The organism is Winogradskyella vidalii (genome assembly GCF_013403955.1).
GTDB lineage: Bacteria > Bacteroidota > Bacteroidia > Flavobacteriales > Flavobacteriaceae > Winogradskyella > Winogradskyella vidalii.
This window is the reverse complement of the sequence record NZ_JABFDG010000009.1, coordinates 118657-142416: the sequence shown is the minus strand read 5'-3', so window position 1 is coordinate 142416 and position 23760 is coordinate 118657. Positions and strand designations below refer to the sequence as shown.

Sequence of the window (23760 nt, the reverse complement as noted above, 5' to 3'; positions counted from 1 at the left end):
ATTTGTTTTCATAATAGCACTTTTGGAGGGCTATTAATCAATGTCCCAAACATTAATGAGGCTTAATAATCAAACATTAACCGCGTTGTTATTGTTTTGTGTTAACTTACTTTTTTCATCCCTCTCTAAAAGTTTTTCGAACCAAAACAGCGTAATTCGTTTTAAAGCTAGTTTAAGATGAAGCAGTTATTAACATTAGCTGTGTGTCTTATATCGTTGTCTGTTTTTTCACAAACTGAAAAAATAGATGAACTTACGGTACAAATAGCCTTTAAAAACGCTGACTCCACAAAAGTGGATATGTCGTTGGTACTCATCAACGAACTGTATGCTAATACAGATTATAACAAGGCATTACTATATGTTAACCAAACGTCAAAACTTTCTGAAACACTCAACTATACTAAAGGTCTTGCAGAAAGTAGTTACTACAGAGCACTAATTTTTGCAAAGCGAGACGACTACCATAACGCTATAGATAATTATAAAAAATCTAGAGACTTTTATTTAAAAATAAACGATACGCTAGGCATAGCTAAAGTGAGTAATAATATTGGTCTTATTGAGATTAAGCGTGGTAATTATGCTGTTGGCTTACAAAATTCACTATCTGCAATTTCTATTTTTGAAAAACAACATCTTGTAAACGAACTTAATGCGGCCTATAATAGTTTAGCTGAAGCTTATTATAAAACCAATCAGATTGATAAAGCTATTGATTACAATTTTAAAGCTCTAGAAGTTAGAAAACAGATTGGAGACCAAAACGGAATTATAGCTTCAACCAAAAATATTGCAGATCTCTATTCCATATTAAAGGAACACCGTAAAGCTATAGAATATTACGAAATGGCTTTAGAGGTTATAACGCCAGATTCTGACCAAAATTTACGAGGCGAAATTTTACCTAAACTAGGTAACGAATATTTACGTTTTAAGGAATATGATAAAGCCTCGGAACATTTAGCTGAAGGTTTAAAATACAACCGAAAACAAGATAATAAAGAAGGTATATTAAGAGCTTTGAATGCTATTGGCAACTTAAATCTTCAAAAAAACAAAATAAATCTAGCAGAAAAGCAATTAGCAGAAGCATATACTATAGCTAAAGAAACCACTAATAAAACACAACTCTTAGAAAACTATAAGCTTCATATTGCTTTAGATTCTACACGTGGTTATTTTGAGAATGCGTTCTTTTGGCAAAATAAATTTTATGGTCTAAGAGACTCACTTTCAAAAATTGACCAACCTGTTTTCCCTACAAATATTGCACCATTAGATTTAACTGAAAACGAATCAACCACTGCAGAGGATTATACTACTCCTGAAACTGAAAAACCAACGGCAATTACACCAGTTTCTGAAGCTTATAGCCCTTACATTATATATGCTGCTATCGCAATTTTAATTATACTTTTAGCGCTTTTAATTTATAGTTTATTAAAAACAAAATCTCATAAAGCAGCATTAGATAAACAAAAGGAAATCTTAGAAGAAGAAAAAATTAGAACAGAGGCTATTTTAGAACAAACCCATCATTTGGAAGAAGTCAATCAAGTAAAGGATAAACTTTTTTCTATTGTTTCTCACGATTTAAAAGATTCGATTTCTTCAATTAAAGCCTTTTTAGATTTATTAAACGAAGACAGTATTTCTAAAGAAGAGTTTTATGAGCTTATACCAGAATTAAGCGAAAATGCTAATAATGCATCATCGTTATTATACAACTTACTAAACTGGTCTAAATCTCAGATGCAGAATTTAGAACCGAAACCTGAATTATTTAATATACAAGATGTTTTTCAATCTAAAATAGCTTTAGTAGAGCAAAAAGTAGAAGACAAACGTATTATATTAATAGATGAATCTCAAAATGGTACAGTGTTCGCCGATCGTAGCATGGTAGAAATTGTTATACAAAATTTAATTACAAACGCTGTTAAGTTTAGCAGAACAGGAGATGTAATTACAATTTCTAATCAAGAGGTTAAAGGTAAATCCTTAATTTGCATCGAAGATACTGGTGTTGGTATATCTAAAGATAATATCCACAAGCTCTTTGCTGCTCATAAAAACTTTACAACGGCTGGTACTAAAAACGAAAAAGGTACTGGTTTAGGGTTAACTATTGCTAAAGATTTGGTAGAGCTCAATGACGGTAAGATTTGGGTAGAAAGTACTCAAAACGTAGGAAGTAAGTTCTTTATTGAATTACCAATAGCTGCATCTAATTCATAATAATAGTAACATCTAGATTTAATTAACTCGAGGCAAAAACACCTCAGCAATCATACAACGCGCACTTCCGCCACCACACTTTTCAATCGTCTCTAGAGAACTTGAAATAATAGGGCCGTATTTTTCTAAAATTGTAACTTGATTAGGCGTTAAGCTTTTGTGTGCTGCTGTACTCATTATTAAATAAAGCTGCTCATCTTTACCTTTCAATTGTAGCATGTTTCCGGCAAATTGATGCATTTGTGCTTCCGAAATAGAAATTATTTCCTTTCCGTCCTGCTTTAAATGCTTAATTAGATTTTTACGCTCTTTTTTATCATCAATCGCGTCTAAACAAACAACAGCAAATGTTTCAGCCAAACACATCATTACATTGGTGTGATAGATTGGTAAACGTTCATTTTCTACCGTCTGATAAGCTGTAAATATTATGGGACTGTATTCAAAATCTTCACAGAACTCTATAAATAATTCCTCATCAGCCCTTGCAGATAATGCACAATACGCTTTTCTATTATCGCGATCTAAAATGACACTCCCTGTACCTTCTAAAAAAATCTCTTCGTGTTCAGCAGAGGTATAATCTACGATGTTTTCAATTCTAAAACCTTCTTTTTCTAATCTGATAAAAATTTCATCACGACGTTCTCGTCTTCTATTTTCGGCAAACATTGGATATTTTGCAACATCACCATTATTATGGAAACTGACCCAGTTATTCGGAAAAACAGAATCTGGAGTGTCATTTAATTTATCATCTTCTTCAATAATAACATTAATTCCAACCGCTTGTAATTTAGCGACCAACTCATCAAACTCTTGTTGAGCCTTAGCGTTAATCTCTGCATTTTTTATGTTTAATTCTTCCTGAAAATAATTATTGACAGCAGTTTGTTCATTCATCCTAAAACTAATAGGACGAATCATTAATATGGTGTTAGTCGTTTGTGGCATTTATTAAAATTAGGGTCGTATGTTAAAAACGCGAAGTTATCATTTTTTACATAAAAAAAACATAAAATCAACCTGCATCTTCTAGCCATTTTAAGGCTTCTTCATGACGATCAAATGTTTTTATATTCCATTCGCTACCCCTATTAATATTAATCAAAACATCTGTTGCCAATTTAGAAAAATAAACGTCTGTAACCACTGCCATTGCCTTAACCAATGGTATATTCATTATAGCTTTTTGAGCCTCAAACGTGTAGGTGTAAGCGTGCTTTTTATTAATTAATAATAAAAATGGCGCTTCCAGCTTCGCTATCAAAAAAGAATGATAAGCATCAACCATTTTTAAATCCATTAGTATACCTTCGTCAATAATAACCTCAGCAATATTAGACTTAAGAATGGTAATACAACCAAAGCTAAGTTTATATGTTTTCATATTAATAAATATAAGTAAATTTATCTCAAACTCTATCAAATGAAAAAATTACTAGTATTAGCCTTATTTTTAATCGCTTGTAATGACGATACCAAAACAGCTCCTACACCTCCAACTAACTTTCCTTTCAATTCCACTACTGTTTTTGAAAAAAGTAAAGGTTTAGAAACGGCAACTTATCAAGAAACGATTGACTATTATAACGCATTAGCCAAATCATATTCTGAAATTACAATCCAAAATATGGGAGAAACCGATTCTGGAGAACCACTACATATGGTCACTTTAAACATGAAAGGTTCTGGAGATGATTTTGAAACCTTAAGAGAAAACCACAGAATTCTACTCATTAACAACGGTATTCATCCTGGAGAATCTGATGGTATTGATGCGACTATGATGCTTTTTAGAGATTTTGCTGAAGGAAAAATTGAAGCACCAAAAAACACTATTGTTGTTACCATTCCTATTTACAATATTGGAGGTAGTCTTAATAGAAACTCTACCAGCAGAACGAACCAAAATGGCCCTAAAGCTTACGGGTTTAGAGGTAATGCTAGAAATTACGATTTAAATCGCGATTTTATAAAAGCAGACACTAAAAATGCCAAAGCTTTTGCACAAATTTTCCACCTGGTACAACCCGATGTTTTTATTGACAACCACGTTAGTAATGGAGCAGACTACCAATATACTTTAACCCATTTATTTACACAACATAATAAATTAGGTGGACATTTGGGTGAATTTTCACATTCCGAAATACAACCTGCTTTAGAGCAGAAGCTAGAAGCAAAATCTTGGGATATTACCCCGTATGTCAATGTCTTTAATCGCACACCAGATTCTGGATTTACGCAATTTTTAGACTCACCAAGATACTCTACAGGTTACACCACTTTATTTAATACTTTAGGAATGATGGTTGAAACACATATGTTAAAACCTTACAAGCAACGTGTTGAAGGTACCTACGAGTTAATGAAAAGCATGATTGAAATTACCGAAGAACAAGGTGAAAAAATCGCTCAACTCCGAAAAGAGCAAACCAAATTATGGTCTGCCGGAAAAAGCTACCCTATAAATTGGGCTGTGGACACTACAAAATCATCGACCTTAAATTTTAAAGGCTATGAAGGTGAAATGATTCCTAGTGAATTAACTGGCGCAAAACGCCTAAAATATGACCAATCAAAACCGTTTACTAAAGCCATTGATTATCAAGATTATTTTAAGGCCACAGATTCTGTTCTCATACCAAAAGCATATATCATTCCACAAGGCTGGCACAATGTTACCGATTTATTAAAATTAAATAAGGTTGAATTCACAACATTTAAAAACGATACTACAATATCTGTGGAGTCCTATAAAATTGGCGCTTTTAAAACCAGAACATCCCCTTACGAAGGTCATTATACACATTACAATACCAACGTAAATACATCAATTAAAAAAGTCACCTTTAGAAAAGGAGATTATTTAATCTCGACCAATCAAAAAGCGATGCGTTATTTAATAGAAACATTAGAGCCAAGCGCACCAGATTCATTTTTTAACTGGAATTTCTTTGATACTATTTTACAACAAAAAGAAGGTTTTTCTGCCTATGTTTGGGAAGACAGAGCTGAAGAACTTCTAAAAAACAATAAAAAACTTCAAATGGAGTTTAATGTAAAAATTAGTTACGATGAAGATTTTGCAAATAGCTGGTATGCGCAATTAGATTGGTTGCATAAACAGAGTAAGCATTATGAAACAGCACATTTACAGTATCCTGTTTATCGTGTAAAATAAATTTACAATACCATTATTTATATTACAGACAACACTAACATCAATATTAAAATCACTAATAAAATCTCACTTCAATTAAAACAACTAACTAAACTAGGAGACTAAAATAATGTTATTTAACTCTATTGACTTTGCAGTATTTTTACCTATTATTTTTATTTTATATTGGTGTTTAACTCATAAAAATCTTAAGCTACAAAACCTACTTATAGTTGTAGCTAGTTATATATTTTATGGATGGTGGGATTGGCGTTTTTTGTCTTTAATTTTATTTAGCACTATAGTAGATTATCTAATTGGTATTGGTTTATCTAAGCAAAAGAATATAACTAAAAGGAAAATTCTTTTATGGACAAGCATTATAATTAACTTAGGTTTCCTTGGATTCTTTAAGTATTTTAATTTCTTCTTAGATAATTTTATAACGGCTTTTTCTTTTTTTGGCACTCAAATAAGTGCTAATTCTCTTAATATCATTTTACCTGTCGGAATAAGCTTTTATACCTTTCAAACACTGAGCTACTCTATCGATATTTATAAAGAAAAGTTAGCACCAACAAAAGACTTTATTGCTTTTGCCGCATTTGTTAGTTTCTTTCCTCAGTTAGTTGCCGGACCTATTGAACGTGCGACTAACTTACTACCTCAATTTTACATAAAACGACATTTTGATTATACAAAAGCTGTTGATGGCATACGACAAATACTTTGGGGCTTATTTAAAAAAGTAGTCATTGCAGATAATTGTGCACAATATGCGAATATAATTTTCAATAACTCTTCTGAATATTCAGGAAGCACTTTGGTTTTAGGAGCTGTTTTTTTTACGTTTCAAATTTATGGTGATTTTTCAGGCTATTCAGACATAGCTATTGGTGTCGCAAAACTTTTCGGTTTTAATCTAAAACAAAATTTTGCCTTTCCATACTTTTCTAGAGATATTGCAGAATTTTGGAGACGTTGGCACATTTCACTTTCAACATGGTTTAGAGATTACCTCTATATACCTTTAGGTGGTAGTTTGGGAACTACTGCGATTAAAATTCGAAATGTTTTTATAATTTTCATAGTTAGCGGGTTTTGGCATGGTGCGAATTGGACTTTTATAGCTTGGGGAGCATTAAATGCTATTTATTTTTTACCTATTTTTCTTACTAATAATAACAGAAATCATTTAAATACTGTAGCGAAAGATAAATTTCTGCCAAATATTAAAGAATTTCTGTTTATGCTAATTACTTTTAGTTTGACTGTTTTTGCTTGGATATTTTTTAGATCACGCACAATTAAGCATGCCTTAGCTTATATTTCTGAAATATTTTCAAGTTCTCTATTTACTATGCCTCAACTACTTTCAAGAGATAGTATTCTTACGCTATTATTTATTTGCTTTTTAATGATTATAGAATGGATTGGTAGAGAGGGGCAACATGCATTAGCACAGATATATAGAATAAAAAACAGAGCTTACAGATGGAGTTTTTATCTTTTAATAGCCCTATTCATTTTTATATACCAAGGTAAGTCTCAAGAATTTATATACTTTCAATTTTAACTATGAGATTATTCATTAAACGTATCGCATTAATTATATGCTTTTTCATAGGCCTAATTGCTTTACTCATAATTGGCACCTCGCTATTAGAAAGAAAGTATACTAACTTTAAGTTGCCAAAAGATGTAAAACACATTGTTATTGGTCACTCCCACTCAGAATGCGCCTATAATGACTCCCTTATTCCAAATTTTAAAAACTTATCACAATCAGGCGATTCTTATCTTTATAGTTACATTAAAACTAAAGAATTTATTAAACAAAACCCATCGATAGAAACAGTGTTTGTTGAATTCACAAACAATCAAATAGTTAAAGATATCAACCAATGGATCTGGAGTGATAAATACTTAGCTTATAAATATCCTTTGTATGCTTCTTTTACAGATTTTAACGATAACTTATTATTATTAAAACATAATCCTTTAGCTTATACCAATGCATTAGCACTTTCTCTTAACACTAAATCGACTAGAGTTTTTAAAAAAAACTCCGCTTACTTAAACCAATTAGGAGGCTATTTATATTTAGAAAGAAACAAAACAGACTCAATACTAAACAGTCAAAATAGTATTAAAGATAACGTTTTAGTGGAAAAAATAGAACTTTCTGAAACTAACCTATCCTATTTAGATGCGTTAATTAAATTTTGTAAAGAAAATGATAAAAGAGTTATTTTAATAAGAAGTCCTCTACATAAAAAATATAATGAATATCACAACGAAGCTATCTATAAAAAGCTCCTTACTATGAGATATGCAAATATAGAATATATAGATTTCTCAAAATTCCCTCTTAATAATTCTGAGTTTGGAGATTTACAACACCTAAATCATAAAGGTGCAAAAGTATTTTCAGAATGGTTTGCGACTACACTAGAAGATGGACTTTTAGATAAAAATAACAAACAAGATTATATAAAAAAAATTATAAAACAGCTCAGAAATCAACAAATCATCGTCCATGAATAGACGAGTTTAAAACTTCAAATTAATTTTTAACGGCAGGTGAAACCAATCAAAAAATCATATACAATTACTCAAAATCCTAATAGTGTAATGCGCTATAAATGAACAGATACATTATTGTTATCAATCAACCTGAAAAATGGAGTTTTTCAATTGATAATATATCTACAGAAGTGTTTTGCTATTGCAATCACCAACCTAAGAATCTAAAACCTAAACTAAAATTCTAATATTAGCATAGCTATTTTCTAAGGCTTTTTGGGAAGCTTTTTCATCTAACCATTCTACTTTAGTAATCCCTTCATTTTTTTGTGGAATTAGTTCTCCGTCAAAATCGGATGACATTTCAAACCAATGCGTAATTTTTATTCGATGCTTACCGTGACGCTTAAAAATATGATACGTTACAGGTAATGGTTTGACAATTTTTAAACCTTCAACACGAGTCTCCTCCTCCACTTCACGAATAGCAGTTTCCTCAATAGTTTCTTTGCGTTCGGCTTTTCCTTTTGGTAAATCCCACTTATTATTTCTATAAATAAAAAGGATTTCATTTTTAGAATTATAGACTTTTCCGCCACCTGCAATGACATTGGGCAATAGTTTTAGAAACTTTTTAAGCAGCTTATCTTCATTTTTATGAATTAGATGCACAGCCTTTAAATCAGTATTATTCAAGGTCTTAATCACCTTTCCAATATTGACAGAATTTAAAAGATAAGATTTAAAATCAGTTTCTTTTTCTACTTTAGTAGTTAAAATTATAGGCTTATCCCCTACATAAATGGTGTACATAAATTTAGTATGTTTCAACTTTTCTACTGTAAAAATATTATTTTTTACGAGAAATAATTTGAAATGAAATTTATTTTCAATTAAAATTTTCTAACCTCTAAAAATACTTATTTTTGTAATATGATTTTTAACAAAGAAATTGCCAAAGAAACAGCAGAGGTTTTATTGCAAATTAATGCCATAAAACTACAACCCAATGACCCTTTTACTTGGGCTTCTGGCTGGAAATCGCCAATCTATTGCGACAACAGAATAGTACTATCATTTCCAACTATTAGAAATTATATTAGAGCAACAATCGCTAAAAATATTGAAGAACTTTATGGCAAACCAGATGTTATTGCTGGTGTTGCAACAGGAGCTATTGGTATTGGTGCATTAGTGGCTGAATATTTAAATCTACCTTTTGTTTATGTTAGACCAGAAGCTAAAAAACACGGTCGTCAAAACCAAATTGAAGGGTATATTGAAAAAGGTCAGACTGTAGTTGTCGTTGAAGATTTAATTAGTACAGGGATGAGTAGCCTCAATGCTGTAAAAGCACTGAACGAAGCCGAGGTTAATGTTAAAGGAATGGTTGCCATCTTCTCATATGGTTTTGAAGTTGCTACTAAAAACTTTAAAGATGCTAATGTTGAACTTTACACACTTGGCAATTACGAAAATCTCTTAGAACAAGCTGTTGAAACGTTTTATATAACTAAAGAACAACAAGACATTTTAGCACAATGGAATGCGAATCCAAGCGAATGGAATGCTAATTGATATAGAAAATATCACAAAGTCGTTTAGTTGTTATACTAATTAAGCCTTAACATAACACAAATACTTAACGACGAAATAAAAACAACTTAACAGAATACACATGAAATTAGAATCTCCTAAAGTAACTTTAGATAAATCAGCAGAAGAAACCTTTAATTTTCTTTCCGATGTTAAAAATTTTGAAAGCCTAATGCCAGAAAACATTAGCAAATTTGAAGTATTAGAAAATGATAAGTTTCTATTTGCTTTAAAAGGAATGCCAGAAATTGTTTTGAAAAAGAAGGAAGCTATTCCTCATAGTAGAATTGTTTTAGGTGCTGCTGGAGGAAAACTAGATTTTGCTTTAATTGCTGATATTACTGAAATTGAGGCAAACAAAACCGATGTAAAATTAAATTTTGAAGGTGAATTTAATGCCATGATGGGCATGATGATTAAAGGCCCAATCACTAAATTTATAGAGACTTTGGTTACTAATATGAAAACTAAAATTTAATTCTAAAGTTAATCAGTCTAACTGATAATTTCACTAGCATAAGCATAGCATCGTGATGCTCTCACCATTTAAATTAAAAGAGGTGCAATTAGTATAATAATTGCACCTCTTTAAGTTCAAACGTTTTAATAATTTCATCTTCAGTCAAGACTTGTAACAGTCCGTTTTCAGCTACGCCTTTAATAATCCCAGTGAAATATTCATTTTTAGGCGTTATAAAAGTTGAGGGTTTATTTTTTCTAAATAATAGGCTTTCGTATTCTAATTTTATTTCTGTTAGTCTTTCAGCTTCTAAAGCTTCAAAATAAAATTTTAACTGTTTTAAGATTTCAGCTAAAACTTCATCTCTATTATAAAGTACCCCAGTGACCAAACTCATAGAGGATGCTTTAGGCAAATTATCAAAAAATTTCTGATTAACATTTAATCCAAATCCAACAACAGTTCCCTGAAGGGCATTATTTTTTATGACATTTTCAATTAAAATACCACATAATTTTTTGTCTGCTGACAAAATGTCGTTAGGCCATTTAATATGTAATTGTGGAATTTTAAACGTACTTAAAGCTTTAAAAATCGCCAACGAAACAGACATACTTATATAAAACTGATTGCTAACCTTAAAAGACGGCATTCTCTTAAACACACTAACGGTAAGGTTTTTACCTTTTTCAGCTTGCCACTTTGCTCCCATTTGCCCCCGACCTTTAGCCTGTGTTTCAGCAACAACAACAGTATAATCATTTGGTAATCCAACAGACACCAAGTCTTTTAGATAGGTATTTGTAGAGTCAATGGCATCAAGTTTGATTATGTACATAAAATGGGTAATTATATTTTATAGTTTTCTTATGACATTTAGAGCGCACAAGAACTAAAAAAATAATAACTTTGCAAAAATTAATACAATTTAATGACAAAAGACAGAATCCCTGTAGATCAACTCATAACAACGGTTATTGGAGGCATAGAAGAGGTTAAGGGAAAAGAAATAACAATTTTAGATTTAAGAGAAATAGAAAATACGGTTTGTGATTATTTTATAATCTGTGAAGGTTCTTCAAATACACAAGTAAACGCAATCGTTAATTCCATACAAAAACAAGTTAGTAAGACACTTAAAGACAAACCTTGGCATATAGAAGGTACAGAAAATGCTGAATGGGTTTTAATGGATTACGTTAATATTGTAGTACATGTATTTCAAAAACACATTAGAGAATACTACGATATTGAAGGACTTTGGGGTGATGCAAAAACAACCCAAATTGAAACAAGTTATTAAACACAAAAAGATTACCGCATCTGCGGCAACAATATGGCTAAAGACAATAAAGATTCAAACAAAAAACCTAAATTAAGTCCCTATTGGATTTATGGAATTATTATCGCTATATTCATATCTATTCAGATTTTTTCTGGTGGATTTAGTGATTCAACAGGCACGCAAACAACACCAGCTCAATTTTTAGATTATTTAAATCAAGGCGATGTCGCTAAAATTGAGATTGTAAATAAAAGAGAAGCGAGAGTTTTTTTAACTAGCGAAGCGGAAGGTCAACCACCTCACAATCAAACCAAGCCTAACTCCATATTTCCATCGGTATCACCTGGACCAAACTATAAGTTTGAATTTGGTGATCTTCAAAATTTTGAGAAAGAGGTTAACGAAATCATCAAAGCTAATAATCTTGAAACCGAACTTGTTTATGAAACAGAGCATAACGTTTGGGGAGATTTTCTTATTACTTTATTACCGTTCGTTATCATTATTGGTATATGGATACTAATTATGCGTCGTATGTCTGGCGGCGGAGGCGGAGGCGCTGGTGGACAGATTTTTAATATCGGAAAATCTAAAGCGAAACTTTTTGACGAAAAAATAGATACTAAAACATCATTTAAAGATGTTGCTGGTTTAGAAGGTGCAAAAGAAGAAGTACAAGAAATTGTTGATTTCTTAAAGTTCCCTGAAAAATATACTTCTTTAGGTGGTAAGATTCCTAAAGGTGCGTTATTAGTTGGCCCTCCAGGTACAGGTAAGACCTTATTAGCAAAAGCTGTTGCTGGTGAAGCAAAAGTGCCTTTCTTTTCATTATCTGGTTCAGATTTTGTTGAAATGTTTGTTGGTGTAGGTGCGTCTCGTGTTAGAGATTTATTTAAACAAGCAAAAGAAAAGTCGCCTTCAATTATATTTATTGATGAAATTGATGCTATTGGTAGAGCAAGAGGAAAAAACAACATGTCGGGTTCTAACGATGAACGCGAGAATACACTGAATCAACTATTAACCGAAATGGATGGTTTTGGCACCAATACAAATGTTATTGTATTAGCTGCAACTAACAGAGCTGATGTTTTAGATAGTGCCTTAATGCGTGCTGGTCGTTTTGACCGTCAGATTTATGTAGACCTTCCTGATGTAAGAGAACGTAAAGAAATCTTTGAAGTTCACTTACGTCCACTTAAAAAAGAAGAAACCTTAGATATCGATTTCTTAGCCAAACAATCCCCTGGGTTTTCTGGTGCAGATATTGCCAATGTATGTAATGAAGCAGCTTTAATTGCTGCAAGAAAAGGTAAAAAAGCGGTTAATAAACAAGATTTCTTAGATGCTGTTGACAGAATAGTTGGTGGTTTAGAAAAGAAGAATAAAATCATAACACCTGCAGAAAAAAGAGCGGTTGCTTTTCACGAAGCTGGTCATGCTACTGTAAGTTGGATGCTTGAACATGCTGCTCCATTGGTAAAAGTAACTATTGTACCAAGAGGTCGTTCTTTAGGTGCTGCATGGTATTTACCAGAAGAACGTTTAATTGTTCACCCAGAGCAAATGCTAGACGAAATGTGTGCTGCCTTAGGAGGAAGAGCTGCTGAGAAAGTCATTTTCGATAAAATTTCTACTGGTGCATTAAGTGACTTAGAAAAAGTAACTAAGCAAGCAAGAGCGATGGTAACGGTTTATGGTCTTAGTGACAAAGTAGGTAACCTTACTTATTACGATTCATCAGGACAATCTGATTATGGTTTCAGTAAACCATATAGTGAAAAAACGGCAGAGCTTATTGATAAAGAAATTTCAAATATCATTGAGAAACAATATCAACGAGCTATAGAATTGTTAGAAAACAATAAGGATAAATTAACCGAATTGGCAGAAGTCTTATTAGATAAAGAAGTTATTTTTAAAGATAACCTTGAAAAGATTTTTGGAAAACGCGCTTTTGAAAACACTACAGTTATTAGCGAAGAGGAAGAATAGATCTTTATATACAATCATATAAAAAACTTAAATTAACCCAATGTTAATTTAAGTTTTTTTATATTTGAAAATCACAGTAATGTCAGGATTAATAGCAACTATTGAATGAGCTTATTTAGTAAATTGTTCGGAAAAAAGTCTAAAAAGACTGAAGAACACATACCAAATCAAGAGCGAGGCAAATATATGCCTGAGGTTAAGCTACCTGTTGATGAACGCTTTACTATTAACTTTAAAGCTAATGGTGGCAAATTTCTTTACTGTGAAAATTTCGAAGAAATTCAGGAGAGTTTTAACGATATCCTTAAAGAAAATAATTGGCAAAACGATAAAGTTTTTCTGTTCGATCAGCGTTTATCAGAATTATTCAAGGGTTTTGATCTTAATTCAACTAAAAATCTTTCCGAAAGCACTTATTTTTTATCAACCTGTGAGTATTTAATTTCAGATGATGGTTCGTTATTAATTTCTTCGAATCAAATCGCTGAAAAAAAATTAATAGAATTACCCGATCACTTTATTATTTACGCCACAACAAGTCAGTTTGTAGAAACTATTGGTGAAGGTTTAAAAGGTATCAAAGCAAAAAGTAAAGTGATACCAACAAATATTACTACTATTAAAAATTTTAAAACTGCTGAAGACAAAGATTTTTTAACCTATGGCAGCAGTTCTAAAAACTTATACCTACTCCTACTAGAAGACTTATAATGAAAGAATTAGTCATAAGAACCTTATCTGGTGCTATTTATATATCACTACTTATAGGTTCTCTTTTTTTACAAGAAACTTCCGTGCTCTTAATTGGGCTATTTGGTATTATTTCACTTACAGAATTCAGCAATCTTATAAAGCTAAAATCATTTATTCAATATATTATCTATATAATTATATATGGTGGCTTTTGGTATATCTGTTTGCAGAATCCTAATTTTTTAGACAGTGATAAAGCCATTCAAATCATTTTAGTGATTACAATCTTTGTTAATCTTATTTTAATTAAAGATTTATTTACATCTAAAAGAATTCCCCTTTTTGAATCTAAGCGTTATATCACCTCCTCTTTTTATTTAACTAGTGGGTTTGTGTTTATGTTCCTTATTGCAAATTATCATAATGAATTTACACCTCTATTATTATTAGGCGTCTTTATTTTAATTTGGGTCAATGATAGTGCTGCATATTTAGTAGGAAAAAATCTAGGTAAGCAAAAATTATTTCCGAGCATTTCTCCTAAAAAAACGGTTGAAGGCTTTTTAGGGGGGTTATTTTTTGCATGTATATCTAGCTACTTTATTGCAAGATACACAGGTACACTGAGATTTACACCTTGGTTAATCCTAGCTATTATAGTTAGTGTTTTGGGTACTTTTGGTGATTTAATTGAATCTAAATTTAAGCGCCAAGCTGGTGTAAAAGATAGCGGTATTATAATGCCTGGTCATGGAGGACTGTTAGATCGATTAGATAGTATTATATTTGCAGCACCATTTATATATTTATTTTTAAGAATTTCAAATCATGTTTCATAAAGAAGGACATAAAATTATATTCATTACCCTAGTTTTAGTAGTGGGTTCATTTTTTTTAATTGATGAGTTTATTACTAACGAATGGTTAAGAAAAGGGTTAATGATTACGCTGTTAGTATTCTTTATACTAATTCTTCAGTTTTTTAGAAATCCTAAACGCCGTACACATGCTAACCATGTGCAAGCTTTGTCTCCTGTTGATGGTAAGGTAGTTGTTATTGAAGAAGTCTTAGAAAATGAAGTTTTTAAGGACAAACGTATTCAGGTTTCTGTATTTATGTCGCCTGTAAATGTCCATGTAACACGCTTTCCTATTTCAGGAAATATAACTTATAGCAAGTATCATCCTGGCAAGTATTTAGTGGCGTGGCATCCTAAGGCAAGCGAGGAAAATGAACGTACTACAGTTGTGGTAGAAAATGATAACTTTGGTAAAGTATTATACCGTCAAATCGCTGGAGCTTTAGCAAAACGTATTGTTAATTATGCTAAAGTAAATACACAAGCGTCACAAGGTGCAGACTCTGGATTTATAAAATTTGGATCACGTGTCGACTTATTCTTACCATTAGATGCCGATATTAAAGTTGCGCTTAATCAAAAAGTTCGTGGTGGCGAAACTGTTATTGCAGAAGTAAAATAATGAATTCCGAAGAATTAGACATAGCATTTAAAATAGCTGTAAATCGTGTAAACGACCATACAGAACCATTTCCTGCTGATTTTTTATTAAGGTTGTATGCGTTTTATAAAAAAGCCACTAATAATTATGATCGTCCTAGTAGTCGTAAACCCATAATTAATGCATTTAAAGCTAATGCACTATTTCAAGTAAAAAACATCAGTAGAGATGAAGCTAAACAAGAGTATATCAACCTTGTTTCTAATTATTTTTTATATCGTACCTAAACTATTCTCTTATTAAAGGCATTGTAGAACAACGCAATAAGCCTTCTTGTTTTGCTATTTCAGCATAAGGTACTTCTTCAACTATAAATCCTTGCTCTCTTAGCCAAGTATTTAATCTTGTAAAGTTTTTTTCTGAAATAATTACGTCTTCAGAAATTGAAAACACATTACTATTCATCTGATACATTTCTTCTTTTGTAATTTCGAAAATATTTTCTTTCCCGAAAAAATCTACCAACCATTCATATTCTTTCTCAACTAAAAAACCATTTTTATGAAGTATGGCTTTATCACTTCCTATAGGCTGAAAACAACAATCTAAATGCAGCGCATTTTCTTTAGGTTCTGTGTTAGATTTACGTAGCTCAAAGGATTTTACACTTTTATGTGGAAACAGTTCTTGAATGGTTATAACGGCATCCATATTTGTTCTGGCCGTAATATAATCTGAATAATCTTCTCCAGAATAAGTCCCTATAAATATATAATCGTTCCATGGCATCACGTCACCTCCTTCAACGTGGCACTCTTCGGGGAGTACAATAATATTTTCTTCGCCTATTTGATCTACTACATGTTGAATCGCTTCATATTCGCGTTCACGATCTGGTAAAATATTAGCTTTAATTAACTTGTCCTCGATAACAAAAGCAATATCTCTAGAAAATATCTGGTTATAATCTGTAATGACTTTTGGTCTATAAACTGTAATGTCGTACTTTTTAAACACATTAGCCACAGCTTCCATTTCCGTAATCATATCAGACTCTTTAGGATAAGTGCCTGCTTTGATATGCTGAATAGATTTAGGATCGTAGGCGTCTTCAATTGACGGTATTGCACCAACACTTTCTGCTGTACCTAGAATTACAGCTTTAAGGCGTGATGTTTCGTTTTGAATATGTAATTTCATGCTATAGTTTTTAATTTAAAATGTAATCGATTAAGAGCTTAATTATCGGCTTTTTTTTAACTGTTTTGAAATAGAAACTCATTAAATATGTTATGTTAATATGAGTCTATGACCTTCGCAAAGTTAGTTACAAAGGTTTATTTGTAAAGCCTAAAAATAAAAAAAGCTTCATAATAAATATGAAGCTTTTATATGTTTTAATAATATCCGACTATCTTTCTTCTACAGGTACAAATGGTCTGTATGTTTCACCTGTATATAATTGTCTAGGACGGCCAATTGGTTCTTGTTTTCTTCTCATTTCTTTCCATTGGGCAATCCAACCTGGTAAACGACCTAAGGCAAACATAACGGTAAACATCTCTACCGGAATTCCCATAGCTCTATAAATAATACCTGAATAGAAATCAACATTTGGATATAATTTTCTATCTACAAAATAAGGATCTTCTAAAGCTTCTTTTTCTAATGCTTTTGCAATGTCTAAAATTGGATCTTCAATTCCTAAATCTGATAAAACTTCATCAGCGGCAACTTTAATAATTTTAGCTCTTGGATCAAAGTTTTTATAAACACGATGACCAAAGCCCATAAGACGGAAAGGGTCATTTTTATCTTTTGCCTTAGCCATAAACTTTTTAGTATCTCCACCATCAGCTTTGATTGCTTCTAACATTTCTAAAACGGCTTGGTTAGCACCACCATGTAATGGTCCCCAAAGTGCAGATATACCTGACGCTAATGACACAAAAAGTCCGGCATGTGAAGACCCTGTAATTCTAACGGTAGAAGTAGAACAATTTTGCTCATGATCACCATGTAAAATTAATAGTTTATCTAATGCATCTACTAAGATAGGATTTTGTTTGTAAACATTATTTGGACTCTTAAACATCATTTTAAGAATGTTCTCAACATAGCCTAAGTTATCATCACCATATTCTAATGGTAAACCTTGTTTTTTACGCATAGTCCAAGCCACAATAACAGGGAATTTACCTAAAATCGTAACTATAGAATTATACATAGCCTCTTCAGAACTAACATCTACAGAAGATGGGTAAAATGCCGTAAGCGCACTAGTAAGAGATGATAACACGCCCATTGGATGTGCTGACTTAGGGAAAGCGTCTAAAATCTTTTTAAGATCATCATCTACTACAGAGTGTGATTTTATATCTTCATGAAACTTATCTAGTTTCTTTTTATTTGGTAATTCACCAAATATAAGCAAGAATACAACTTCTAAGAAATTAGCTTTTTCTGCCAATTCTTCAATAGAGTAACCTCTATACCTCAAAATGCCTTTTTCACCATCTAGAAATGTGATTGCGCTTTCACAACTTCCTGTATTTTTAAAACCAGGATCTAAAGTAATAATACCACCTGTAGCGGTTCTTAAACTTTTAACATCTATTGCGACTTCTTTTTCTGTCCCAATTATAACAGGGAATTCATATTTTTCACCATTAATTTCTAATGTAGCTTTATCTGACATATCTTCTTTTCGGATTTTAGTAATTAAGAATTGTAAAATTACGAAATATCCAACGATTTAAAAAACACATTTATAATGGTTTTAACATATTTTATCAATTCAATAAAATTGATTTCTTCATTATAAAATTAAAACCAAAAATGATGGTGATTTTATTATGTTATTATCTTTTTTTAAGCGCATTACAAATAATTTGCCTTTACTATTTTTGTATCTTATTTTAAACTTATGAGACATTTATTTATAATCCTTATTTTATTCCTTTTTGTTAATAACGAAGCCTATACGCAAATTGTGAACGTTGAGTCATTACGCCGAGTATCAGACACTTCTAAATGGTCTGGTTCGGCAAGTTTGGATCTTGGACTAATAAAAAATACGCAGTCCATTTTTAAAATCACGAATAACTTAAGGCTTCAATATAATACAGAAAAACACCTCTATCTTTTTATTAATGATTTAAAATTAGAACAAATTGAGGACAATTCTTTTGTGAATAAAGGTATTCAACATTTCAGGTATAACCGAAAAATAACTGAACGGTTAAAGCTTGAAATCTTTGCGCAAAGCCAATATGATGCCATATCTGATATAAAATTTAGAGGTTTATTAGGAATTGGGCCCCGATTTAAACTGTCTAAAAATGATAATTACAGATTTTATCTAGGCACACTCATTATGTATGAACATGAAGAATCTTCAATTGAAAATATAGATATCCTAAGAGACTACAGAGGCAGTGCTTATTTTTCATGTAGCTTATATCCTTTAGAACATATATCTTTAGTAAGCACCACTTACTACCAACCCTTGTTAGAAAAATTCTCAGATTTTAGAATTTCTAATCAAACGTCACTCGGTATTAAAGTCTTAAAGAATCTACTTTTTAAAACTTCATTCACTTATAATTTTGATGCTAGTCCTATTCTTGGTATTACTAAGACGCAGTATGAATTGACTAATGGGATTGTCTATACGTTTGACTAGAAAAAGATTTTAGACCGCTTTGCTGTTAGAACTAAGAGTCTAGACGTGATTTTAACTAACTGACAAAAAGATAGTTCATTGTAAATAGCTACTAATTTCGGCTTAACAATTCCCTAAACTGATAAAAGAAGTGTTCAATCAATCTCAAATCTTTGGTTAGAATTTCTGCAGAACCTCGCATTTCTTGTCTAAATTCTATTTCTTTATTGTATGGAGTTCTCATTTCCTGTGGAAAGACAAGGTCAACATACTTATACACAAACTGTTGTAATCTTATTAAATCTAAAACATAAAAAAACCATCTAAAAAATTAATCTTTAGATGGTTTTGTGTGTTTATAAAATGATAAATTAAGCTTTCACCTTAAAAGCATTTTCTCCAGGGAAATAAGCTACATCTGCTAATTCTTCTTCTATACGTAATAACTGGTTGTATTTTGCCATACGATCACTACGAGACGCAGAACCTGTTTTAATCTGTCCACAGTTTAATGCTACAGCTAAATCTGCAATAGTATTATCTTCTGTTTCACCTGATCTATGAGACATTACAGACGTATAACCTGCATTATGTGCCATGTTTACCGCCGCAATAGTTTCAGTCAACGTACCAATTTGATTTACTTTAATTAAGATAGAGTTAGCAATACCTTCTTTAATACCTCTTTCTAAACGCTCTACGTTAGTTACAAATAAATCATCACCAACTAATTGCACTTTATCTCCAATTAATTCTGTTAAATATTTAAAACCTTCCCAGTCATTTTCATCCATACCATCTTCAATAGAAATAATAGGATATTTTGCAGCTAAATCAGCTAAATAATCAGCCTGCTCTTTACTTGTTCTTATCACTCCTGAATCACCTTCAAACTTTTTGTAGTCGTATTTTCCATCTACAAAAAATTCTGCTGCTGCACAATCTAAAGCAATCTTAACATCTTCACCAAACTTATAACCTGCTTTCTCAACAGCTTTTTTAATCGTGTCTAAAGCATCTTCCGTTCCTCCTGGTAAAGTTGGTGCAAATCCTCCTTCATCACCTACAGCGGTACTTAAATCTCTGTCGTGTAATACTTTTTTAAGGTTATGGAAAATCTCAGTTCCCATTTGCATAGCGTGTGTAAAGTTATTCGCTTTAACAGGCATAATCATAAATTCTTGAAACGCGATTGGCGCATCACTATGAGAACCACCATTAATGATATTCATCATTGGTAATGGTAATGTATTTGCAGAAACACCGCCTACATATCTGTATAATGGCATTCCTAATTCATTAGCAGCCGCTTTAGCTACCGCTAGAGATACTCCTAAAATGGCATTAGCACCTAATTTTGATTTGTTTTTTGTACCATCTAAATCAATCATCATTTGATCGATAGCATTTTGTTCGAAAACAGAAACCCCTAATAATTCTTGAGCAATTGTTGCGTTTACATTTTCAACGGCCTTCAATACACCTTTTCCCATGTAAGTGTCGCCACCATCTCTTAATTCAACAGCTTCATGTTCTCCAGTAGATGCACCAGAAGGTACTGCTGCCCTTCCCATGATACCGTTTTCTGTAGTCACATCCACTTCTACTGTTGGATTTCCTCTTGAATCTAAAATTTGTCTTGCGTGTACATTGATTATAATGCTCATTATTTTTGGTTTTAGTTAACTTCCGTTAATATTTATGATATAAAAATTTTGTAACACTTCAAAAAACTATAAGTGTTATACCCCTTATGGGCAGTAACAAATTTACAAAAATCTAGATAGCAAAACTTGACAAAAATCATATTTATGATTAAAGTTTACGATAACGTTTTTTATATGCTAGTTTTAATTTTTATTTTAAAGTCAGATAGAGTTCGCTATAATAGTAATCGTATCATTGAATCATTAGAAAAGCTTATTTCGTAACTAAAAATACGCAATATAATCGATGTTATATTGCGTTTTATAGTATTAAATAAATTAATTTTTAGTTATCTAATGTAAAGATTTGAGACACTAAGTTATTTTCCGAATCATACCCCTCTATATAAAAATTAATTGTTTTGCTATTTGTATCAGAGAGTTTGAATAATTTTGACATATTATTTTCAAGTTGTACTATTGGTAACCATCCAATAACACCATAATTTCTAAATAAACTAGACGTGTAGCTCTTATAACGTGGCGTATAGAACTTTTTAGCTTTAGTAAAACCATTTTTAACCTCAAAAGTAAAGGTATAATCTTCAGATTGTTTAACGTTATTATAAAGAGAGGTCGTTCTTGTATAAATCTTTATAACCCCCTCTGCACCACTCACTCCATAACCTAAACCAGATTTATCTACTGAAATCCCTTCTATATTATTTGATAATAAATTAAATAATATGCTAAAATCATTTAAACGAACGCCATCAATAAAAATTAAAGGCACACCACTAGAACTCGGAGAACTTGAGTTTCTATTTTTTATATAGACAACCCCCATATCTTGATATACCTGATAACCACGATAACTTAAAACATCTATTATTTTAGGAAATTTCCTTATTTCCTCCTCGGTTATAGCCAAATAATTATCTTTAAAGGTATAACTTGGAGCAATAACATCTTTTGGTTGTTCCTCTTCTTTTCTTGTTTTACCGGTTAACAATACTTCTTCTAACTCCTGTGCATTTTCATAGAAAAAATTCACACCACTTTTATGCTCAGGTATACTAAGCTCAATTAATTGAAGAGGGTTCTTCGTTAAATCATAGTTAACTAATGTGTCTTCAAAAATAGGTAATGTAATACCTAATGATAATTTTGGCTTTTTATACTTATTATCTTTGTCAAGATAAGAAATACGAATGGCTTCATTTTTATAAGGATAAAGATTTTCTTTTTCAAAAACATTATTAGAATCCACTTCTAAATCTTGCCAATCATTTCCCATTAGTTCTAGTGATTGCATTTTTAATACCTTAATACCTTCAGGTTCTAAAAGTTTACCCCTTAAGGTTACTCCATTATTAAAACTAAAAGCTGATTTTGGTTTGTTATAAAAAATATAATTCCAATCATACCTGCTCCACCCTTGTGTAAGTAAGAGCATATCTAATTCATAACTTTTTTTTCTAGAAATGTCTTTAAAATAGTAAGATGGCGACTCAATATACCCATTTAAATAGGGTTTTAAGTAAAATGCAGAAATTATATTATGATCTGGATGATAACCCGAAGTTGACTCGGGTAAAACAGATATACTAAGGTTACTTAACCCCGATAACGAATCTTTTGATGTTGAACTAGAGGAATGAATTGAATATACTATTGAGTCATTTTCACTTTTTACCTTACCAATATTATATTTAGACTTCGATATCTTAAATTTATCATTGAAAATCAGACGTTCCAATAAAGGGGTGTTAGTATCATCTAATACTGTTATTATATTCATATCTGAAAATAAATCCGACTTAGGTATAGCTAACGTTATATTCTTTTGATTCCTAAACGAAAATGGTATTGTTTTTATATGACCATTTTTATGCAATACAATAGTAAATATTTTATCTTTAATAACATTATGGGTGATTATATTAGTATTTAATGTTAATACTAACTTTTCAGGGTTAAGATTACTTACCTGAATTGCTATACCTTTAGCCTCTATATTTTCTATAGTTTTAGAAATCTCTCTACCATTTATTAGCTCAATTTTGGCAGTATATGTAATTCCTGCCTTTGGTGTCAATAAAAACTTACCAATACCAAATTTGTTACTCTCAAAAGTGGTTACTATATTATCTGCATTGTCATATATTATACCTTCTAACTTTACACCTTTCCCGTTTTTATTAAGAATTTTAAGTCCTATTACATTTTGTACATCTGCAACAATATGACCTCCCTCTGGTAAAAACTGTAAATCTAAGTTATTGGGGATACTATCTTGTTTATTAGGAATTTCACTTCCTACAACTGATATTTTTTGAACATGCGCATCACTTTCTTTGAAATTTCGCATCCAATTAGTTGATGATTTAATATAATAATTTCCAGTTTTAAATGTAGAATCTATAAGTATATTTCCAGTTGTAGCTCCATTAACAGCCATCCATAAGTCATTTTTTATCAAGTTTCCTTTTTCGTCATAAATACCTACATTTATATTTGTCGTTGATTTAGAAACCTCATCAAAATGTCTGTCGTGCACATAAACTTTAAACCATAAGCTCTCACCAACAATGAAAGTTGTTTTATTAATGTGTGTAAATAGGGATTCCCTAGGAAGGTCAAAATAAGAACTGTACTTAGCTAATAAACTATCTTTTTTTGATGTCTTTTGGTTTTGACCAGACACAGTGAAACAGATTAAAACAAAACAAATTGTAAAAAGTAATTTCATAAATATTTTATCTTATTTTAAATATAGTTTCAAAACTAAAAATTAATAAATTAAAAGCACCTATAAAATAACCTTAATAATAACAAAACATATTAAATATTGTTTGTTTTTTTTAGAGTTATTCGCAAAGAAACCTAGCGCAATAATTTCTCTCGTTTTAATTAAAAAATTGTATGTATTTTTTCTGCTAAAGCCTGCGATGCTTACAGTATAGTTATCCTGATTTACTATGGTTAACTCTCCGATAATGATGCAGATCTACATGTTTTTTTTAA

At 31.3% G+C, this 23760-nt stretch carries 21 protein-coding genes; 13 read left to right on the top strand and 8 right to left on the bottom strand.

Annotation, left to right across the window (positions count from 1 at the left end):
- Positions 1 to 177: 177 nt before the first annotated feature.
- Positions 178 to 2241, top strand: a complete 2064-nt coding sequence (locus HM982_RS17360; RefSeq protein WP_179354596.1) for a tetratricopeptide repeat-containing sensor histidine kinase — start codon at positions 178 to 180, stop codon at positions 2239 to 2241.
- An 18-nt stretch (positions 2242 to 2259) separates the two neighbouring features.
- Here HM982_RS17360 and ctlX read toward each other — a convergent pair whose 3' ends face one another.
- Together ctlX and HM982_RS17350 are read right to left on the bottom strand one after the other, a co-directional pair.
- Positions 2260 to 3195: a citrulline utilization hydrolase CtlX gene (gene ctlX, locus HM982_RS17355; RefSeq protein WP_179354595.1), complete on the bottom strand. Its 936-nt coding sequence runs from the start codon at positions 3193 to 3195 to the stop codon at positions 2260 to 2262.
- A 67-nt stretch (positions 3196 to 3262) separates the two neighbouring features.
- The gene (locus HM982_RS17350) at positions 3263 to 3631 is read right to left on the bottom strand and encodes a DUF7793 family protein (protein WP_179354594.1); all 369 of its coding nucleotides are present in this window, start codon (positions 3629 to 3631) and stop codon (positions 3263 to 3265) included.
- A 39-nt stretch (positions 3632 to 3670) separates the two neighbouring features.
- On the opposite strand from HM982_RS17350, the gene HM982_RS17345 reads away from it, so the two are divergent.
- The 3 genes from HM982_RS17345 (at position 3671) to HM982_RS17335 (ending at position 7954) form a co-directional block, all read left to right on the top strand.
- Positions 3671 to 5428, top strand: a complete 1758-nt coding sequence (locus tag HM982_RS17345; RefSeq protein WP_179354593.1) for a M14 family metallopeptidase — start codon at positions 3671 to 3673, stop codon at positions 5426 to 5428.
- Positions 5429 to 5537: 109 nt separating this feature from the next.
- Positions 5538 to 6983, top strand: a complete 1446-nt coding sequence (locus HM982_RS17340) for an MBOAT family O-acyltransferase (protein ID WP_179354592.1) — start codon at positions 5538 to 5540, stop codon at positions 6981 to 6983.
- Between the two features lie 2 nt (positions 6984 to 6985).
- A complete protein-coding gene (locus HM982_RS17335; RefSeq protein ID WP_179354591.1) occupies positions 6986 to 7954 on the top strand; it encodes a hypothetical protein in 969 nt (322 codons plus the stop codon).
- Between the two features lie 210 nt (positions 7955 to 8164).
- On the opposite strand, the gene HM982_RS17330 is transcribed toward HM982_RS17335, so the two are convergent.
- Positions 8165 to 8746 (bottom strand): NUDIX hydrolase, encoded by a 582-nt coding sequence (locus HM982_RS17330; protein WP_179354590.1) that lies wholly within the window; start codon positions 8744 to 8746, stop codon positions 8165 to 8167.
- 120 nt (positions 8747 to 8866) lie between these two features.
- Here HM982_RS17330 and pyrE point away from each other — a divergent pair, with 120 nt between their 5' ends.
- Positions 8867 to 9511 (top strand): orotate phosphoribosyltransferase, encoded by a 645-nt coding sequence (gene pyrE / locus HM982_RS17325; RefSeq protein ID WP_179354589.1) that lies wholly within the window; start codon positions 8867 to 8869, stop codon positions 9509 to 9511.
- Between the two features lie 100 nt (positions 9512 to 9611).
- Positions 9612 to 10007 (top strand): SRPBCC family protein, encoded by a 396-nt coding sequence (locus HM982_RS17320; RefSeq protein ID WP_179354588.1) that lies wholly within the window; start codon positions 9612 to 9614, stop codon positions 10005 to 10007.
- Positions 10008 to 10095: 88 nt separating this feature from the next.
- Here the strand turns inward: HM982_RS17320 and HM982_RS17315 are convergent, their stop codons facing one another.
- Positions 10096 to 10827 (bottom strand): biotin--[acetyl-CoA-carboxylase] ligase, encoded by a 732-nt coding sequence (locus tag HM982_RS17315; protein ID WP_179354587.1) that lies wholly within the window; start codon positions 10825 to 10827, stop codon positions 10096 to 10098.
- Between the two features lie 93 nt (positions 10828 to 10920).
- Here HM982_RS17315 and rsfS point away from each other — a divergent pair, with 93 nt between their 5' ends.
- The 6 genes from rsfS to HM982_RS17285 all read left to right on the top strand — a co-directional run bounded on the left by rsfS (position 10921) and on the right by HM982_RS17285 (position 15710).
- Positions 10921 to 11292, top strand: a complete 372-nt coding sequence (gene rsfS / locus HM982_RS17310) for a ribosome silencing factor (RefSeq protein ID WP_179354586.1) — start codon at positions 10921 to 10923, stop codon at positions 11290 to 11292.
- Positions 11293 to 11325: 33 nt separating this feature from the next.
- Positions 11326 to 13269: an ATP-dependent zinc metalloprotease FtsH gene (gene ftsH / locus HM982_RS17305; protein WP_179354585.1), complete on the top strand. Its 1944-nt coding sequence runs from the start codon at positions 11326 to 11328 to the stop codon at positions 13267 to 13269.
- A 105-nt stretch (positions 13270 to 13374) separates the two neighbouring features.
- A complete protein-coding gene (locus HM982_RS17300; RefSeq protein WP_179354584.1) occupies positions 13375 to 13980 on the top strand; it encodes an LUD domain-containing protein in 606 nt (201 codons plus the stop codon).
- Positions 13980 to 14801: a phosphatidate cytidylyltransferase gene (locus tag HM982_RS17295; protein ID WP_179354583.1), complete on the top strand. Its 822-nt coding sequence runs from the start codon at positions 13980 to 13982 to the stop codon at positions 14799 to 14801. The genes HM982_RS17300 and HM982_RS17295 overlap by 1 nt, the downstream gene beginning before the upstream one ends.
- Complete coding sequence (locus tag HM982_RS17290) at positions 14791 to 15444, top strand: phosphatidylserine decarboxylase family protein (RefSeq protein WP_179354582.1); 654 nt, start codon at positions 14791 to 14793, stop codon at positions 15442 to 15444. The genes HM982_RS17295 and HM982_RS17290 overlap by 11 nt, the downstream gene beginning before the upstream one ends.
- Positions 15444 to 15710 (top strand): acyl-CoA-binding protein, encoded by a 267-nt coding sequence (locus HM982_RS17285; RefSeq protein WP_179354581.1) that lies wholly within the window; start codon positions 15444 to 15446, stop codon positions 15708 to 15710. Before HM982_RS17290 ends, HM982_RS17285 begins: the two co-directional genes overlap by 1 nt.
- A gap of 1 nt (position 15711) precedes the next feature.
- Here the strand turns inward: HM982_RS17285 and HM982_RS17280 are convergent, their stop codons facing one another.
- Positions 15712 to 16623, bottom strand: coding sequence for a dimethylarginine dimethylaminohydrolase family protein (locus tag HM982_RS17280; protein ID WP_179354580.1), 912 nt, complete (start codon positions 16621 to 16623; stop codon positions 15712 to 15714).
- Between the two features lie 211 nt (positions 16624 to 16834).
- Entirely contained in the window at positions 16835 to 18121 is a 1287-nt protein-coding gene (locus HM982_RS17275; RefSeq protein WP_179354579.1) for a citrate synthase, read from the bottom strand.
- A 228-nt stretch (positions 18122 to 18349) separates the two neighbouring features.
- Between HM982_RS17275 and HM982_RS17270 the strand changes: the two genes are divergently transcribed.
- Positions 18350 to 19108, top strand: coding sequence for a DUF481 domain-containing protein (locus HM982_RS17270; protein WP_179354578.1), 759 nt, complete (start codon positions 18350 to 18352; stop codon positions 19106 to 19108).
- 350 nt (positions 19109 to 19458) lie between these two features.
- Here HM982_RS17270 and eno read toward each other — a convergent pair whose 3' ends face one another.
- Both eno and HM982_RS17260 read right to left on the bottom strand, forming a co-directional pair.
- The gene (gene eno, locus HM982_RS17265) at positions 19459 to 20754 is read right to left on the bottom strand and encodes a phosphopyruvate hydratase (RefSeq protein WP_179354577.1); all 1296 of its coding nucleotides are present in this window, start codon (positions 20752 to 20754) and stop codon (positions 19459 to 19461) included.
- A gap of 325 nt (positions 20755 to 21079) precedes the next feature.
- Positions 21080 to 23485, bottom strand: a complete 2406-nt coding sequence (locus HM982_RS17260; RefSeq protein ID WP_179354576.1) for a TonB-dependent receptor — start codon at positions 23483 to 23485, stop codon at positions 21080 to 21082.
- Positions 23486 to 23760: the final 275 nt, after the last annotated feature.

Bases quoted from the DNA above. Each gene is read 5' to 3' on its own strand.
- HM982_RS17360 (WP_179354596.1), top strand. From the start codon at position 178: ATGAAGCAGTTATTAACATTAGCTGTGTGTCTTATATCGTTGTCTGTT.
- ctlX (WP_179354595.1), bottom strand. From the start codon at position 3,195: ATGCCACAAACGACTAACACCATATTAATGATTCGTCCTATTAGTTTT.
- HM982_RS17350 (WP_179354594.1), bottom strand. From the start codon at position 3,631: ATGAAAACATATAAACTTAGCTTTGGTTGTATTACCATTCTTAAGTCT.
- HM982_RS17345 (WP_179354593.1), top strand. From the start codon at position 3,671: ATGAAAAAATTACTAGTATTAGCCTTATTTTTAATCGCTTGTAATGAC.
- HM982_RS17340 (WP_179354592.1), top strand. From the start codon at position 5,538: ATGTTATTTAACTCTATTGACTTTGCAGTATTTTTACCTATTATTTTT.
- HM982_RS17335 (WP_179354591.1), top strand. From the start codon at position 6,986: ATGAGATTATTCATTAAACGTATCGCATTAATTATATGCTTTTTCATA.
- HM982_RS17330 (WP_179354590.1), bottom strand. From the start codon at position 8,746: ATGTACACCATTTATGTAGGGGATAAGCCTATAATTTTAACTACTAAA.
- pyrE (WP_179354589.1), top strand. From the start codon at position 8,867: ATGATTTTTAACAAAGAAATTGCCAAAGAAACAGCAGAGGTTTTATTG.
- HM982_RS17320 (WP_179354588.1), top strand. From the start codon at position 9,612: ATGAAATTAGAATCTCCTAAAGTAACTTTAGATAAATCAGCAGAAGAA.
- HM982_RS17315 (WP_179354587.1), bottom strand. From the start codon at position 10,827: ATGTACATAATCAAACTTGATGCCATTGACTCTACAAATACCTATCTA.
- rsfS (WP_179354586.1), top strand. From the start codon at position 10,921: ATGACAAAAGACAGAATCCCTGTAGATCAACTCATAACAACGGTTATT.
- ftsH (WP_179354585.1), top strand. From the start codon at position 11,326: ATGGCTAAAGACAATAAAGATTCAAACAAAAAACCTAAATTAAGTCCC.
- HM982_RS17300 (WP_179354584.1), top strand. From the start codon at position 13,375: ATGAGCTTATTTAGTAAATTGTTCGGAAAAAAGTCTAAAAAGACTGAA.
- HM982_RS17295 (WP_179354583.1), top strand. From the start codon at position 13,980: ATGAAAGAATTAGTCATAAGAACCTTATCTGGTGCTATTTATATATCA.
- HM982_RS17290 (WP_179354582.1), top strand. From the start codon at position 14,791: ATGTTTCATAAAGAAGGACATAAAATTATATTCATTACCCTAGTTTTA.
- HM982_RS17285 (WP_179354581.1), top strand. From the start codon at position 15,444: ATGAATTCCGAAGAATTAGACATAGCATTTAAAATAGCTGTAAATCGT.
- HM982_RS17280 (WP_179354580.1), bottom strand. From the start codon at position 16,623: ATGAAATTACATATTCAAAACGAAACATCACGCCTTAAAGCTGTAATT.
- HM982_RS17275 (WP_179354579.1), bottom strand. From the start codon at position 18,121: ATGTCAGATAAAGCTACATTAGAAATTAATGGTGAAAAATATGAATTC.
- HM982_RS17270 (WP_179354578.1), top strand. From the start codon at position 18,350: ATGAGACATTTATTTATAATCCTTATTTTATTCCTTTTTGTTAATAAC.
- eno (WP_179354577.1), bottom strand. From the start codon at position 20,754: ATGAGCATTATAATCAATGTACACGCAAGACAAATTTTAGATTCAAGA.
- HM982_RS17260 (WP_179354576.1), bottom strand. From the start codon at position 23,485: ATGAAATTACTTTTTACAATTTGTTTTGTTTTAATCTGTTTCACTGTG.